At 57.6% G+C, this 14670-nt stretch carries 13 protein-coding genes and 4 tRNA genes; 9 read left to right on the plus strand and 8 right to left on the minus strand.

The genetic code is table 11. The features are described from left to right. Positions 1-2: 2 nt before the first annotated feature. Both AC1ME2_RS20745 and AC1ME2_RS20750 read right to left on the minus strand, forming a co-directional pair. Positions 3-1136 carry an S-type pyocin domain-containing protein gene (locus AC1ME2_RS20745; protein WP_480436398.1) on the minus strand — a complete coding sequence of 378 codons (1134 nt, stop codon included), beginning with the start codon at positions 1134-1136 and terminating at the stop codon, positions 3-5. Positions 1137-1629: 493 nt separating this feature from the next. After that, entirely contained in the window at positions 1630-2397 is a 768-nt protein-coding gene (locus AC1ME2_RS20750) for a DODA-type extradiol aromatic ring-opening family dioxygenase (protein WP_480436400.1), read from the minus strand. A gap of 103 nt (positions 2398-2500) precedes the next feature. On the opposite strand from AC1ME2_RS20750, the gene AC1ME2_RS20755 reads away from it, so the two are divergent. Beyond that, the gene (locus AC1ME2_RS20755) at positions 2501-3166 is read left to right on the plus strand and encodes a thiopurine S-methyltransferase (protein ID WP_480436401.1); all 666 of its coding nucleotides are present in this window, start codon (positions 2501-2503) and stop codon (positions 3164-3166) included. On the opposite strand, the gene AC1ME2_RS20760 is transcribed toward AC1ME2_RS20755, so the two are convergent. The 3 genes from AC1ME2_RS20760 to AC1ME2_RS20770 all read right to left on the minus strand — a co-directional run bounded on the left by AC1ME2_RS20760 (position 3143) and on the right by AC1ME2_RS20770 (position 6199). Then, the gene (locus tag AC1ME2_RS20760; RefSeq protein WP_480436403.1) at positions 3143-3793 is read right to left on the minus strand and encodes a DUF2959 domain-containing protein; all 651 of its coding nucleotides are present in this window, start codon (positions 3791-3793) and stop codon (positions 3143-3145) included. The two genes, AC1ME2_RS20755 and AC1ME2_RS20760, sit on opposite strands and share 24 nt — an antisense overlap. A 75-nt stretch (positions 3794-3868) precedes the next feature. Next, positions 3869-4756, minus strand: a complete 888-nt coding sequence (htpX, locus tag AC1ME2_RS20765; protein ID WP_480436405.1) for a protease HtpX — start codon at positions 4754-4756, stop codon at positions 3869-3871. A 231-nt stretch (positions 4757-4987) separates the two neighbouring features. After that, positions 4988-6199 carry a pyridoxal phosphate-dependent aminotransferase gene (locus tag AC1ME2_RS20770; protein WP_480436406.1) on the minus strand — a complete coding sequence of 404 codons (1212 nt, stop codon included), beginning with the start codon at positions 6197-6199 and terminating at the stop codon, positions 4988-4990. Between the two features lie 192 nt (positions 6200-6391). Here AC1ME2_RS20770 and msrB point away from each other — a divergent pair, with 192 nt between their 5' ends. Next, the gene (msrB, locus tag AC1ME2_RS20775; protein WP_480436408.1) at positions 6392-6787 is read left to right on the plus strand and encodes a peptide-methionine (R)-S-oxide reductase MsrB; all 396 of its coding nucleotides are present in this window, start codon (positions 6392-6394) and stop codon (positions 6785-6787) included. A gap of 112 nt (positions 6788-6899) precedes the next feature. Further along, positions 6900-7382: a glutathione peroxidase gene (locus AC1ME2_RS20780; RefSeq protein ID WP_480436409.1), complete on the plus strand. Its 483-nt coding sequence runs from the start codon at positions 6900-6902 to the stop codon at positions 7380-7382. A 590-nt stretch (positions 7383-7972) separates the two neighbouring features. Here the strand turns inward: AC1ME2_RS20780 and AC1ME2_RS20785 are convergent. Continuing rightward, positions 7973-10303, minus strand: a complete 2331-nt coding sequence (locus AC1ME2_RS20785; RefSeq protein WP_480436410.1) for a hybrid sensor histidine kinase/response regulator — start codon at positions 10301-10303, stop codon at positions 7973-7975. Positions 10304-10389: 86 nt separating this feature from the next. Between AC1ME2_RS20785 and AC1ME2_RS20790 the strand changes: the two genes are divergently transcribed. Both AC1ME2_RS20790 and AC1ME2_RS20795 read left to right on the plus strand, forming a co-directional pair. Next, a complete protein-coding gene (locus AC1ME2_RS20790; protein ID WP_480436411.1) occupies positions 10390-11280 on the plus strand; it encodes an ATP-binding protein in 891 nt (296 codons plus the stop codon). Then, positions 11277-11762 (plus strand): GAF domain-containing protein, encoded by a 486-nt coding sequence (locus AC1ME2_RS20795; RefSeq protein ID WP_480436413.1) that lies wholly within the window; start codon positions 11277-11279, stop codon positions 11760-11762. The genes AC1ME2_RS20790 and AC1ME2_RS20795 overlap by 4 nt, the downstream gene beginning before the upstream one ends. Positions 11763-11860: 98 nt before the next feature. Here AC1ME2_RS20795 and AC1ME2_RS20800 read toward each other — a convergent pair whose 3' ends face one another. Further along, entirely contained in the window at positions 11861-12631 is a 771-nt protein-coding gene (locus tag AC1ME2_RS20800; protein ID WP_480436414.1) for a hypothetical protein, read from the minus strand. A 265-nt stretch (positions 12632-12896) separates the two neighbouring features. Here AC1ME2_RS20800 and AC1ME2_RS20805 point away from each other — a divergent pair. From AC1ME2_RS20805 to AC1ME2_RS20820, 4 genes are all read left to right on the plus strand, one after another. Beyond that, positions 12897-12972, plus strand: a tRNA-Glu gene (locus AC1ME2_RS20805). Positions 12973-12976: 4 nt separating this feature from the next. Further along, positions 12977-13052 (plus strand) — tRNA-Gly (locus AC1ME2_RS20810). 101 nt (positions 13053-13153) lie between these two features. Further along, positions 13154-13229: transfer RNA gene (locus AC1ME2_RS20815), tRNA-Glu, on the plus strand. A 3-nt stretch (positions 13230-13232) separates the two neighbouring features. Next, a tRNA-Gly gene (locus AC1ME2_RS20820) sits at positions 13233-13308 on the plus strand. Between the two features lie 58 nt (positions 13309-13366). Here AC1ME2_RS20820 and AC1ME2_RS20825 read toward each other — a convergent pair. After that, entirely contained in the window at positions 13367-14596 is a 1230-nt protein-coding gene (locus tag AC1ME2_RS20825) for an acyl-CoA dehydrogenase family protein (RefSeq protein ID WP_480436415.1), read from the minus strand. Positions 14597-14670 lie beyond the last annotated feature (74 nt).

Below are 14670 nucleotides of genomic sequence, written 5' to 3' on the forward strand. Positions count from 1 at the left end.
ATTTACTTAGGTGTGGTTCGCCCTGGCTCGGCGTCCTTTGTTCGTTCTCCTGTCTGAGGGTCGAACTCCCCTAAATGCTTACCTTGGCTGTCATACAGCTCAACCCTGCCGTTCTCATAATCCCATTCATATCGGCCCTTACGATCTTTCCATCGGCTACGTTTTTTACCACCGCCTTGGACGCTAGACTTCTGTTTTGCACGTGTTGCATCCGGAAAAGCCGTCAGCCCTTTGGGGGCAGGGTGATAGCTGTGGTCGCCGCCAATAGGCCGAGCAAACACCACATACACTGAGTTCAGCCCCGTATCTGCCGGAAACACCAGAATACAGTCATCAGTGGTGATGTCTTCGCCGGGAAGGCCTTCAATCTGCGAGTCTGTGTCTTCCTGGATCGGATGGACCAGGATAGTGCCCAACCGTTCGCCATTGTTGTCGGGATAAATCAACGGCGGGATTGCTCCCAGTCCTCCGCGTTGCGGGGTCCACAGGATGGTGATGCCGTTGAGCTTGGCCTCCAATGCGGTTTTATCGGCGTTCCACGTAGCCTGCACCGTGCGTACCGTGTCATCACCTGATGCGGAGGTGTGAATGCCGTAGACCTGTAGCGTGCCCTCGGCGTCGCGGCGGAACTGGAAGCGCACACGCGTGGGCGCGCGACTCATACTGCGCAACTGGTCGTCGGTGTGGAGTGTGCCGTCGCCCATTTTGGCCGGCAGCATTCCCAGTATGAAAATGCTGGCAGGCCCGCCCGCGCCGCGTATTGCCCAATTGAAGCCCCGCTGCATGATTCCACCCCCGGCCATGCGCCCCAGCGCCAGATCGGCACCGAGGGCCGTCGCTATAGCGGTGCTCGCAGATGGAAAGAGCATGGCGCCCGCCACCATCACGTTTCCGAAGTTGGAGGTAGGCTCTGGGGCAGTACCGGCGTTAGTGCGGCACCATCCGCCAGAAATGCAGGACTTGGCAAAGACCAGGTCTGTACGTTCCTTAGGGGCCGGCCATCGATCTTCCGCGATGTAAACCCGCTCTGGCTCAGAGGGTTTATTCCAGGCTGCCCACGAGCCACCACCGTTGGGAAGATTTCGATTAGAGAGCCTAAAGCGGTTGAAAGGATCTTTTGGGTCATCCTTGTTCATGACAAGTCCCTGTATCACTTTATGTCGAGCCGGGGAGCTTGCTGCCCAGCCCGAACCCGGTCAAAGGTAATTCGGTAACCTGGAGTTTCAGCCTGGTAGAGCTGCCGGAAGATGGCCTCGAGCGTCTGCTCAGCAAACTGGGTTGCGATTTGTGTGTCGTGATTGGTGGTGTGTCAGATAAGCCGCCTTCGCGAACAAGACTGCGCGTCCCGGTTGCTCCTACAGAGAGATTTTGAGCTGCCGTTAGGGATTTGGAGTGAATTGACTACCGAATTACGGCCAGGCCCCTTTTCCAGAAGGCCGGAGCGAGGATCCGTATGGCAAAGCGACCGGTTCCCGGTCGATCGCAGCCTTAGGCAGCTCCTACGAATCTGCGTTTTGCTGAAAATATAATGACATTTATACTTTGTTTTTCAATTACTTATAGGTTGTTTGATAAGAGGCCTCGCCGCGTCTTCGCCGCCGCGATTAGCTTGACGCGGTGTATCAGCTCTCACCCAAACCGATAAATGTCCATCCCCAGCGCGCCCATGGTGAAGCCTTGGTACGCAATGCTGAATTCGCCGCCAGCGCCGCGTGCGAAGAATAGCGGCAGCAGGTGTTCATCGCTGGGATGGTTGCGAACGGCGTAGGGCGCCAGACGACGATAATCGTGCAGGGCGGATTCGTCATTGCTCGCCAGCTTGTCAACGATCCAGTCACGAAACGCTTTGGCCCAGGGCTCGACGCTTTCCGGCCCGGCGTGCCAGTCCAGTTCGCGCAGGTTGTGGGTGATGCTGCCAGAGCCGATCACCAACACACCCTGCTGACGCAGGCTGGCGAGGGCATGACCGACCCGGGTTTGCAGGGCAGGGCCCTGGCGGGTGGGCAGCGAAACCTGTACCACGGGAATATCGGCTTGCGGGTACATCAACGACAGCGGCACCCAGACGCCATGGTCAAGCGGTCGCTGGCTGTCGATTCGCGCAGGTAGGCCGCTGGCAGTGAGGAGTTCAACCACCTGTGCCGACAGCTCCGGTAAACCGGGCGCCGGGTATTGCACGGCAAACAAGGCAGGCGGAAAGCCCCCGAAGTCATGCAAGGTCTCCGGTTGTGGGTTGCCGTTGACCAGCAGCTCCTGGCTTTCCCAGTGGGCGGATACCATCACAATGGCACGCGGCCTCGGCAGTTCGGCGGCCAGGCGAGCGAGTGCGGGACCGCTCTCGCCAGGTTCCAGCGCGAGCATCGGTGAGCCATGAGAGATAAATAAGCTGGGAAACATAGTGAGCGTCCTGAGCGTTAAGATGGGGCTATCTTCAGGCAGAACATTGATCTAAATCTAATATAAGTTTTAACGTCTTTCTATCGAATTATCAGGAGTATTTATGCAGCCGGAGTTTTGGCACAAACGCTGGGCACTTGATCAGATTGGCTTTCACTTGGGCGAGGTCAATCCTTATCTGCAACGTTTCTGGCCTGATCTTGAGCTAAAAGAACATGCTCGGGTATTGGTGCCGCTGTGCGGTAAAAGTCTTGATCTGGCCTGGTTGGCTGGCCAAGGGTTTCAAGTGCTGGGTATCGAGCTGTCGGAAAAGGCGGTAGAGGATTTCTTCAGTGAGCAGCAACTGGATGCGCACATCAGCCAGCGAGGGCCGTTCAAGGTCTATAGCGCTGAGTCTATTGAGCTGTGGTGCGGAGATTTTTTCGCCCTTACGAAGGATGATGTCGTCGAGTGTGCAGGGCTTTATGATCGTGCGGCCTTGATCGCGCTGCCACCCGAGATGCGCCAACGCTATACACGGCATCTCACGCAGATTTTGCCCCGTGGGTGCCAAGGGTTGCTGATCACCCTGGACTACGATCAGACTCAAATCGACGGACCACCGTTTTCAGTGCCTGATGCGGAAATGCAGCAGTTGCTGGCAGCGGACTGGCAGTTGGACACTCTTGATGAGTGCGATGTGCTGGGCAAGAGCTGGAGATTCCTGCAGGGCGGCGTTACGCGGCTTGAGGAGCGGGCCTATCGCCTACTGCATCGTACGGCCCTGTAGGTGGCGGACAAACGTATTGGAATCGTCGATTGAGCGCTGCATGTCTTTGAGCAGTTGATCGACATTGCCTTGCAGGTTGCTGTACTCACCCTTGAGCGCGCCAATCGCCTGGGCGTTGAGGTTGTGCTTGAGGAACAGCACTTGATCGCGTAATACGCTAAGTACCGGCTCGATGCGGCTTTCAGCGGTTTTCATCTTCTGTAGTAATTCGCGGTATTCGGTCTGGGTGCGAGCCAGCTCCTTGGCGCTGGCGGCGCGCAGGTCTTTGTTGCTGTATTGATCGAGTTCGTCATTCCATTCGTCGAACAATGCGTCGGCCACGTTTTCGATGGCGCCGATGCGGTGGTGCACGGCAGCGGCGCTCTTTTCGCTGGCTTGGTAATCATCATTCAGCGCGTTGTAGCGCTTCTCCAGGTCTCCGCCATTGAATTGCACCACGCTGCGATAGTTCTGCAGCGCGCTGGTGAAATGTTGCTTGGCGTCTTGCTGTGCGTCGCGTGCGTCGTTAACCCGACTGACCAGCATTTGCCGTTTTGGGATGCCCGCTTTTTCCATGGCGGCGAAGTACGCGCTTTGGCAGCCGCTCAGGGCGAACAGGGCGATGCAGGCGAGGGCGAACTGGCGCATGGCGGTTTACTCCCTGATCCGGATAAAACAAAAGGGCGACTCGCGTCGCCCTCTCGTAACACTGTCTGAAGCTTATCAGCCGCGACGACGAAGCGCCTCGATTCGGTCTTCCAGTGCAGGGTGGCTCATGAACAGCCCGGCCAGCCCATGCTTGAGGCCTCCATTGATACCGAACGCGGCCAGACTGTCGGGCATTTGCACCGGCACGTCTTGTTCCGAGCGCAAGCGCTGCAAGGCGCCGATCATCGCGTTGGTGCCTGCCAGGCGCGCCCCGGCTTCGTCCGCCCGGTATTCGCGTTTGCGCGAGAACCACATCACGATGGTGCTGGCGAGGAAGCCCAATACCAGTTCGGCGAAGATAGTCGCGATGTAGTAGGCCATGCCCTGACCTTCTTCGTTCTTGAATATCACCTTGTCGACAAAGTTGCCGATGATTCGTGCGAAGAACATCACGAAGGTGTTCACCACGCCTTGCACCAGCGCCAGGGTGACCATGTCACCGTTGGCGACGTGGCCGATTTCGTGCGCCAGCACGGCTTTCACTTCGTCGGGCGAAAAGCGCTCCAGCAGACCCTGGCTGACGGCGACCAGTGCGTCATTCTTGTTCCAGCCTGTGGCGAAGGCGTTGGCCTCGTAGGCGGGGAAGATGCCAACCTCAGGCATCTTGATCCCGGCGTCGCGGGACAACTGCTCAACGGTTTGCAACAGCCATTGCTCATGGCGAGTGCGTGGCTGGGTAATGATCTGGGTGCTGGTACTCATTTTCGCCATCCACTTGGAGATGAACAGCGAGAAGAGCGAGCCGGCGAAACCAAATACAGCGCAGAAAACCAGCAGCTGATTGAGGTTCAGATCAACCCCATTGGCCGCCATGAACCCGTTGAAGCCAAAAAGGCTCAGGGTGATGCTGGCAATCAGCACGACCGCCAGGTTAGTGGCCAAGAACAGCAAAATGCGCATCATGGTTGAAACGTACTCCTCATGAAAATAGGTAGCGTGATGCGAGGTATATAAGGGGATGCCTGCAGCTATTCAACCAGGGGACTATTTCAAACTGTGTCATTTGCCTGCCCCTGTTGATAATTAAGCATAGTCGAACGGCTCGCGAGTTAGAGCGTCGCGAGCACTGAAAAGACCCGGGTGCAGGCTGCGCGGCCCGTTCAGACCGCGCAAGGCAGGGGATGACTCGTCCGCTTACTGGCGATAGGTCTTGAGGAAGTTGCCGATGCGGCCGATCGCCTGATCCAGGTCATCGACACGCGGCAGGGTCACTACGCGGAAATGGTCTGGCCATGGCCAGTTGAAGGCGGTGCCCTGAACGACCAGAAGCTTTTCTGACAGGAGGAGATCGAGAACGAACTTTTCGTCGTTGTGGATCGGGCAGATTTTCGGGTCGATGCGTGGGAACGCATACAACGCGCCCATCGGCTTGACGCAACTGACGCCGGGAATGTCATTGAGCAATTCCCAGGTCCGGTTGCGTTGCTCCAGCAGGCGCCCCTGTGGCAGCAACAGGTCATTGATGCTCTGGTAGCCGCCCAGTGCGGTCTGGATCGCGTGTTGGGCTGGCACGTTGGCACACAGGCGCATATTGGCCAGCATGTCGATGCCTTCGATGTAGCTATGGGCGTTGTGCTTGGGCCCGGAAATGGCAACCCAGCCCGACCGGAAGCCCGCGACGCGGTATGACTTGGACAGGCCGTTGAAGGTCAGGCAGAGCAGGTCGGGCGCCAAAGAAGCGGTGCAGATGTGTACGGCGTCGTCGTAAAGAATCTTGTCGTAGATTTCGTCGGAGAACACCACCAGGTTGTGCTGGCGTGCCAGTTCCAGCATGCCCATCAGCACTTCTTTGGGGTAGACCGCGCCGGTCGGGTTGTTCGGGTTGATGATGACCATGGCTTTGGTGTTCGGTGTGATCTTGGCCTTGATGTCCTGCAGGTCTGGCCACCAATACGTCTGTTCGTCGCACAGGTAATGCACGGGACTGCCACCGGCGAGGCAAACGGCCGCGGTCCACAGCGGGTAATCGGGTGCCGGGATCAGTACTTCATCGCCATTGTTGAGCAGGGCCTGCAGCGACATCACGATCAGCTCGGAGACGCCATTGCCCAGGTAGATGTCTTCAATGCCGACGCCTTCCACTTGCTTCTGCTGGTAGTACTGCATCACCGCCTTGCGTGCGCTGAACAGACCTTTGGAGTCGCTGTAGCCCTGTGCCGTCGGCAGATTGCGGATCACGTCCTGCAGGATTTCGTCCGGCGCTTCGAAACCAAATGGCGCGGGATTGCCGATGTTCAGCTTGAGGATGCGATGGCCTTCCTCTTCCAGGCGTTTGGCGTGCTTGAGCACTGGGCCGCGAATGTCATAACAGACGTTGGCGAGCTTGTTCGATTTGCTGACCTGCATGGTGATTGATCCCGAAAATGGACGATCCACTGTATTCACATAGCCTGGATGGCCGAGCATAGCGCCATGAAAATGGATTTGTATGCGCGAAACACGGGTGACAGACTGGCGTCTAACGAGGCGCAATGATACGTGCCGCCCGATCCGCGGAAAAGATACAGATCGGGCTTTTTCAGATGTGGAGGTGTACCCGTGGAAAAGTTGGAAAAAACCTGTGAAGAATGGCAGGCGATGCTTGATCCTGAGCAGTACAACGTTTGTCGCCTGAAAGCGACCGAACGCCCGTTTTCCGGGAAGTACAACAGTACCAAGACCGCCGGTGTCTATCACTGCGTGTGCTGCAACGAGGCACTCTTCGATTCCAAGACTAAATTCGATTCCGGTTGCGGCTGGCCAAGCTTCTACGCGCCTCTGGAAGGCAGTGCGGTCGTCGAAATCCGCGACATGACCCACGGCATGATCCGCACTGAAGTGGTCTGCGCCAAGTGTGATGCCCATTTGGGTCATGTGTTTCCCGACGGTCCACCGCCGACAGGTCTGCGTTATTGCATCAATTCGGTGTGTCTGGACCTGGTGCCAAGGGAATAAGGGGCTGATGGTCCCTTTTGTTATGCCGTGATATTGATGGGGTGAATTGGCTTGTGCGCAATTTAATTGCGCACTACTTTTCATCTACACTCCACTCTTTGAGGGCTTTGCCATGAGCGACAATCTGCTGACCATTCCATGCACGACCATCAAAGGCGAGCAAAAGACGTTGGCCGATTTTGCTGGCAAGGCAGTATTGGTGGTTAATACGGCGAGCAAGTGCGGTTTCACCCCACAGTACAAGGGGCTGGAAAAGCTTTGGCAGCGTTACAAGGATCAAGGTCTGGTAGTGCTGGGCTTCCCGTGCAATCAATTCGGCCATCAGGAGCCGGGGAATGAAGGGGCCATTTCCGAGTTTTGTGAATTGAATTTCGGGGTCAGTTTTCCGCTGTTCAAGAAGATCGACGTCAATGGCAGCAACGCGCACCCCTTATTCGTCCAGTTGAAAAAACAGGCGCCGGGCCTGCTGGGCTCCAGGCGCATCAAGTGGAACTTCACCAAGTTTTTGATCGGCAAGGACGGCAAGCTGGTCAAGCGCTTTGCACCCCTGACCAAGCCGGAAGACCTCTCCAGCGAAATAGAAGCGTTGCTGTAGGAGGCCCCGCCCCGTCTCGACGCCTCGCTGTCGCGCAGCAAACTGGGTTGTGATTTGTGTGGTGTGATCGGTGGTGGTGTGTCAGATAAGACGCCTTCGCGAATAAATTCGCTCCCACCGGGGTCTTGATTTTCCTTTAGTTTTTAAGTGAATTGACTGTCGAATTACGGTAAGGCCCCGTTTCCAGAACGCCGGAGCGAGGGAAGTCCGAGCCTAGGCGAGGATCCGTATGGAGGGGCAAGTGTTTTCGGTAGATGCCGGATATACACATCAAGACCAGCGCCAACACATTGTTTTTAAAAGATTAAAAGTCTGTTTGATAAGAGGCCTCGCCGCGTCTTCGACGCTGCGATGTCGCGCAGCAAACTGGTTGCGATTCTGCCCGGAGGGCGTAGGAGCTGACTTGTCTGCGAAAAGGGCCGGAGGACCTTCATGCGGTGGTGAATTCAGCCATTTTGCGACTGCTTCGCAGCCGATTCGCAGACAAGTCAGCTCCTACAGGGTCAGCGTTTGGCTGAAAATTCGATAACATTTATTCTTTATTTTTCAACTGGTTATAGGTTGTTTGATGAGAGTGGGCAGACCAACATCTACAAGGGGGCTGCGTTCGGCACAACCGGCAGCCACTGATCCAGCAGGCTGATCAGTTCTTCGCGGCGGAAGGGCTTGGCCAGGTAGTCGCTCATGCCCGCCGCGCGACAGCGTTCGCGTTCTTCAGGCATGGCGTTGGCCGTCAGGGCAATGATCGGCAGTTGCGGCCAGCGTCCGCTCTGGCGGATCTGGCGACTGGCTTCATAGCCATCCATGACCGGCATGTTGCAGTCCATCAGTATCAGATCGAAGTTCTGATGCTCAAGCTGTTCGAGCGCATCAGCGCCATGCCCACTGACGACAACATCGCAGCCAAGCTTGCTCAGGATACCCTTGGCCACCAGTTGATTGACCGGATTGTCTTCGACCAGCAAGACGCGCGCTCGGCGCGGCATCGGCGGGTTACCGAGTAACAGTTCGTGGTTGCCCGATTCATCCGTTTGTAACGTCCGTCGCAGGGTCTGATACAGCGCATTGCGTGCCAGCGGACGCGCCTGTTGCTGTAATGGCGCGAGGGCGCTGACTTGGTCGTAGGGCATGAAGTTGCCATAAGCCGTGATCAGCAGGATCGGCGCTTTGATGGCCGGGCGCAGGCCGAACAGGCATTCCGGGCAGTCAGTGATCAGCAGGTCGGGCTCAAGGCCATAAAGGCTGTCGCCGATGCTGTAGCGCCGGTACTCGATGCCCCAGTTGGGCAATAGGCTCGTCAGTAACTCTGTCAGGCCGCTACTGGCCGGACTGATGGCAATCACCCTGCCTTTGATAGGTCCGAAAGCCGGTGCCGGGGTATGGCTGGGCAAAGGCAGGTCGGCGCAGAACCGACTGCCGAACCCCACCTGGGACTCAATGCTCAGGTGGCCGTTCATGGCGCCACACAGATTGTTGGTGAGCGCCAGCCCAAGTCCGGTGCCGCCAAACTGACGTGTGATGTCCGCTGCGGCCTGAGTGAAGGGCTGGATGATTTTTGTCTGGGCGTCCTCGGCGATGCCTATTCCCGTGTCCCTAACTTCGATCCGTACGCCATCATTGTGTGCGCTCAGGCGCACATCGACGCGGCCAAGGCGGGTAAATTTCAGTGCATTGGACAGCAAGTTGCTGACGATTTGTCGAACCCTCGTGGGGTCGCCGAGTACCAGTGCGGGGAAGTGCGGGTCGATCAGGCAGGTTAATTCGACGCCGGGTGCTGTGTTTTGTGACAGCAGGTTAGCGGTGTCTTCGACCAGTGCGCTCAGGTCGAAAGCGATATGCTCAAGCTCAAGCTGGCCGGCATCGAACTTCGACAGGTCGAGAATATCGTTGAGCAACTCCACCAGTACCTTGCCCGAGTCATGGGCAATGGACAGTTGCTGGCGTTGTTCGGTGTTGAGTGGGCTGTCCAGAGACAGGGCGAGCATGCCCAGCAGGCCGTTAAGCGGGGTGCGGATTTCGTGGCTCATGTTGGCCAGGAAGGCCGAGCGCGCCTGGGCCATGTCCAGGGCAGTGCTGCGCGCAACCTGCAGCTCCTCGTTGGATTGGCTGAGGCGGGTATTGCTGGCCTTGAGTTCGGTGGTGCGCGCTGAAACGATGTTTTCCAGCTCGCTCAGATGGTCGGTGAGGAGGTTCTCTGCAACCTGGCGATGGGCGAACTCGCTGGCGATTGTTTCAAACTGCTCATTGGCGGCGTGCACCAGGACACCGATCTCATCCTGTTCGTGGTCTGGCGGGCAAGGCAGTCGGGTCTGCACTGGGCTGCGTGGGTCGCTGCGGCTCAGTGCGCGGATCACCCCCACCAGGGGTTTGGTCAGGGTCATATAAAACATCACCAGGAAGATCCCACTCAGCAGGAAGCTGCGTACAAATCCGTTGATCAGGGTGATCTCGGCGCGTTCCAGGAAGTGGCTGCCAAACGCAAAGGTGTCGATATCCAGGTGCAACGTGCCGATCGAGTCGTTGGGCATGTGGTTCAAATGCAGGATATCTTCGAACTGACGATTTTCACCAAAAAGAAAGTCGCTGATTATCCGATAGCGACCCTGCTCTCGGGGGCGTTCGGCACGGGCAAGCACCGCGTTATTGTTGTCGCTGATCCATGCGCCCGTGACGGCGGGGGAACGCAGTAGGCCTTGGATCAGTTCCTCAGCAAGTTCGGCGTCAATGTTGTAGGCAATTCGCGAGGCCGGGTTGTGGCTGATTTCCAGCAAAGAGCGAATTTCGCGATCGATGGAGGCATCTTCGCTGGCATAATCGAGGGTGATTTGAGCCAGGCTAAGCACGGTCCCCAAAATGAAACCGACCAGCACTGTCAGACGCGCTTGCTTGAACGACAGGCGGTTGGTGAACGATATATCCATGGGGCGGCGCCATTCCTTGTGTTCTTTTGCCGGGAAAGCATAGCCGATCAGGCCTTGCCTTTATTCAGTTTAATTAAGGAGACATCGTGGACTCTCGGTTGAATGCATTTCTCGAACGCGCCGATGCGGTACTGGCGCGTCTGGAGCCACTATTGCCGGCACCCCGCAGGCCGGTTGACTGGACGCACTCCTTGGCCGCGCGCTGGGTGCAGGAAGGTCGCAGTGGTTACTTGATGCCATTGCATGTCAGCCTGGACATGCGCCTGTCTGACCTGATCGGTGTGGATCGACAGCGCGATCAGCTGGCGCGTAATACCCGGCAGTTCATCGATGGTCTGCCAGCCAACCATGCCTTGCTCTGGGGCTCGCGAGGGACTGGCAAGTCTTCGTTGGTCCGTGCTCTTTTAGCTGAAAACCATCAGCGCGGTTTGCGTCTGATCGAGATCGAGCGCGATCACTTGGGCGATCTGCCGCGTGTGGTGGAGCAGTTGCAGAGCTTGCCGCAACGCTTCGTGCTGTTTTGCGATGACCTGTCGTTCGAGGCAGGCGAGAGCGATTACCGTGTGCTTAAAAGTGTGCTGGACGGCTCGCTGGAACAGGCGCCGGACAACGTGCTGTTGTACGCCACGTCCAACCGTCGCCATCTGGTGCCGGAGAAAGAAAGCGATAACGAGAACTGGCAGCGGGTCGACGGCGAGCTGCACCCCAGCGAGGCAGTGGAAGACAAGATTGCCTTGTCTGACCGTTTTGGCTTGTGGCTATCGTTCTATCCCTTCACTCAGGAACACTTTCTGAGCGTGGTCGAGCACTGGATCGGTGAATTGGCATCAGCGTCCGGCCTTGAGTGGCAGCGCGATGAGGCGCTGGATATCACAGCGGTCCGCTGGGCGACCGGACGCGGCAATCGCAACGGTCGCTGCGCTTATCAATTTGCGCGTTATTGGGTAGGACTAAAATTGTTGGAGCAGCAAGCATGATCGATTTACAAAACACCGGCGCTGGCCTGAATGGCTACGGTTTGCTCGCCGCGCAGTTGGAGTCGCTGCTGGCGGACGAGCGTGACCTTATTGCCAATGCCGCACAGTTTTCTGCCTTTTTGTTCAGTCAACTCGATGACTTGAACTGGGCCGGCTTCTATTTGGCTCGCAATGAAGAGCTGGTCCTTGGGCCTTTCCAGGGGCAGATCGCCTGTGTGCGAATCCCGTTTGGTCGTGGCGTTTGCGGCGCGGCGGCGGCCACCCGCCAGACTCAGCGGGTCGAGGATGTCCATGCGTTCGACGGGCACATTGCCTGTGACAGTGCATCGAATAGCGAACTGGTCGTGCCTTTGGTCAAAGACGGGCGGTTGATCGGCGTGCTGGATCTGGACAGCCCTCGAGTCGGGCGCTTCTCCGAGCAGGATCAGGCAGGCGTAGAACTGCTGGCAGCTATTTTTCTAAGGCTGACCACCTGCGATTGACGGGATGTTACGCAACCGTTGACGCTCTATACAGAGCCAGTGAGCCAGTGAGGCGACGGGCAGGACAGGCATCGGGCCTGTCTGCCCTGAAGCGTGACTCAGTCGTAGATGACTTTTTTCTTCCAGTCCGCGTCTGCTTCGACGGCCTTCAATCCGTCGGTCAATGCATTTATTTCGCCTTCGACGGGCGCAGTGTCGGTCAATACCATGGAGTTGGTGCGTGCCAGCAGTATCTCCATCTGATTGATTTGGTTCTGATAGATGTTCTGATCCGGTTGTTTGCGTAGGTATTGCACGCCGCGTTCGAACGCCAGTCGCGCCTGACCGGGCTGGTCTTGGGAGAGCGCCAGTTGACCCAGGTTATTGAAGAACTCGATGTGCAGCAGAACCAGAATGTTGCGGATTTCCTTGATCCATTGCTTGGCTTCGTTGGTCGGCAAGAAACCCTCGTGGGCAGCACGCGTGACCTGTCCGTGCAAGGCTTCTAATAGAAAGCGCACGTCTTTGGCCTTGGCTTCGGTCAGGATTGGGCCGGGTGGGTTGTTGATCGGAATCGCATAACCCTTATCCACCAGCGCCACGAGCTCGCCTGAACGTTTATTGAGGGGGCTGTTGCCCTTGTCCAGCGCCAGCAAACGCTGGTTTATATTGAGTTCCAGGCGCGTCAACAGCAGCTTGAGGGCTGGCGTCATCAATTGGCCGGGAAAGGTTTCGGTGATCTCGCCACAACGACGCAGGCGGTCATGCAGCTCGACTTTAAGGCGGGCCTTTTCCAGCTTATTGTTTTCCGATACGTGGTTAAGGAAACCGATGGCAATCAGAATGACAATGCCAGCGACTATCAGCAGGGTGATCGTGAGTGGGGTCACCGTTGAAACCTCGTTCGGGTAGTGTACGTCGAGTGTAGTGGTTAAGGCTTTTTGCCGATAGGTGCAGTGGGCACTCGTCAAACTAACGGCGCGGATAATCAGGCACGTGTCCGCGCTGGCCAAGATCTCAAAAGCAGGGAAGTCATTGATTTAGATATATTTATAGAAGGGGGTTGACGGCTAGCCTCTGTCTCCATAGAATGCGCGCCACTTACAGCGTAAAGCACACAGCGAAACGCAAATAAGTAGTGAATGTTGTACGTGTGTCCCCTTCGTCTAGTGGCCTAGGACACCGCCCTTTCACGGCGGTAACAGGGGTTCGAGTCCCCTAGGGGACGCCATATTGCGGGAATAGCTCAGTTGGTAGAGCACGACCTTGCCAAGGTCGGGGTCGCGAGTTCGAGTCTCGTTTCCCGCTCCATTTTTAAGCAGTCTTGCTCTCGGGCAGGGCTGGTGAAACCAAGGCAGGGTCTTAGGATCATGCTTTGGACACTGGAACATACTCTGTATGTTTCGGGCAGCGTCCCCTTCGTCTAGTGGCCTAGGACACCGCCCTTTCACGGCGGTAACAGGGGTTCGAGTCCCCTAGGGGACGCCATTTGCGGGAATAGCTCAGTTGGTAGAGCACGACCTTGCCAAGGTCGGGGTCGCGAGTTCGAGTCTCGTTTCCCGCTCCATATACAAACAAAAACGCCGCTCATTGAGCGGCGTTTTTGTGTGTGCGTTTTTTAGCATTTATCGCTCAGAACCCCTGTCCGGCACATTGTCGCTACCCACCGTTTGACGCTGCGCGAACACGGCGTTGCCGACGCCTGCCAATACGGCATCGTTTTGTGGGGTGTGGACGCGTCCGCACAAGACGTTGCGGTAATGCCGTTGCAGCGGATTTTTGCGTGACAGACCAGGATTGCCGGCCGCTTCGATGGCCAGTTCCACCGCGCGGATCGCGTTGCCGGTGACCAGGTATTTAATCTGCGCTGCGTGCACGGCAGGGGTCAGGCCCTGCGCAGCAGAGTCCAGCAGGTTGCGGTTGGCGAACAACAGGGTGTCGATGTGCCCGACGGTTTCCTGGACGCGTGGCAGGGTCGACAGCGCTGCACCGAGGCTGGAAGGTTTGCGTTGCTCCAGCCAGCTCACCAACCAGTCACGGGCCGAGTGGGCGATGGCGTCGTAAACCGAGGACAGCAACACTGACATCCACAGCAGCCCGGACGCATCGAGTTCTGCTTTGGGCGCACTCCATGGGCTGACGCTGACGGCATGTTCCAATGGCACCAGCGCGTCCTCGAAGATCACCTCATGGCTGCACGTGGCGCGCATGCCCAAGTGGTCCCAGTCCTCGACGATACGAACGCCAGGCGTGTTCTTGTGCACCAACCAGGCGCCGACCAGCGGGTCTTGGTCATCGCTGCGTGCCCACACGCTGTACCAGGTCAGACCATGGCTGCCGGTGGAGTAGATCTTGCTGCCGCTGATGCGCCACCCTTCAGCGGTGCGCCGGGCGGTGGTGGCGGGCAGACCACCACGGGCCGGGGTGCCAAGGTCGGGTTCGACCCGCAGGGCATTGATCAACGCGCCATCACGTACGGCCTCTTCGGCAACACGCAAGCGCAAATCATGCGGCCAGCTTTTGCTCTCCTGCAGGCGCGAATGCTGCAGGTATTGCATCACCAGAATCAGTGCGGTTGATGGCTCGCCTTTGGCCACGGCGCTGATGACGTGCTGCGCCCGAACCAGATCGGCCCCGCCGCCGCCCAGTTCTGAGGGGACGGTCAGGGCAAGCAGGCCATGTTCGTGCAGCAGGCGGAAATTCTCGTGGGGGAAGGCGCCACTCTGGTCATAACGTTCGGCCGTCTCCGCCAGCACAGCGCTGAGGGTCGCCAGTCGGGCCTCGAAGGCTGCAGGCGATTCGGGGGCTGCAGTGGTCTGTCGCACAACAGATGGGCGAAGGGTTGAAAGGCTCATCGAAGGTTTCCCTTATTGCATGGACGCCTGGATCAGCGTTGGCTGACAGGGATCGGGTTCAAAGATGCAGTGGC

It is taken from the genome of Pseudomonas sp. ASL9 (genome assembly GCF_056680335.1).

Excerpts from the sequence above, each read along its gene's own strand:
- AC1ME2_RS20745 (WP_480436398.1), bottom strand. The coding sequence starts at position 1,136 with ATGAACAAGGATGACCCAAAAGATCCTTTCAACCGCTTTAGGCTCTCT.
- AC1ME2_RS20750 (WP_480436400.1), bottom strand. The coding sequence starts at position 2,397 with ATGTTTCCCAGCTTATTTATCTCTCATGGCTCACCGATGCTCGCGCTG.
- AC1ME2_RS20755 (WP_480436401.1), top strand. The coding sequence starts at position 2,501 with ATGCAGCCGGAGTTTTGGCACAAACGCTGGGCACTTGATCAGATTGGC.
- AC1ME2_RS20760 (WP_480436403.1), bottom strand. The coding sequence starts at position 3,793 with ATGCGCCAGTTCGCCCTCGCCTGCATCGCCCTGTTCGCCCTGAGCGGC.
- htpX (WP_480436405.1), bottom strand. The coding sequence starts at position 4,756 with ATGATGCGCATTTTGCTGTTCTTGGCCACTAACCTGGCGGTCGTGCTG.
- AC1ME2_RS20770 (WP_480436406.1), bottom strand. The coding sequence starts at position 6,199 with ATGCAGGTCAGCAAATCGAACAAGCTCGCCAACGTCTGTTATGACATT.
- AC1ME2_RS20780 (WP_480436409.1), top strand. The coding sequence starts at position 6,900 with ATGAGCGACAATCTGCTGACCATTCCATGCACGACCATCAAAGGCGAG.
- AC1ME2_RS20785 (WP_480436410.1), bottom strand. The coding sequence starts at position 10,303 with ATGGATATATCGTTCACCAACCGCCTGTCGTTCAAGCAAGCGCGTCTG.
- AC1ME2_RS20795 (WP_480436413.1), top strand. The coding sequence starts at position 11,277 with ATGATCGATTTACAAAACACCGGCGCTGGCCTGAATGGCTACGGTTTG.
- AC1ME2_RS20825 (WP_480436415.1), bottom strand. The coding sequence starts at position 14,596 with ATGAGCCTTTCAACCCTTCGCCCATCTGTTGTGCGACAGACCACTGCA.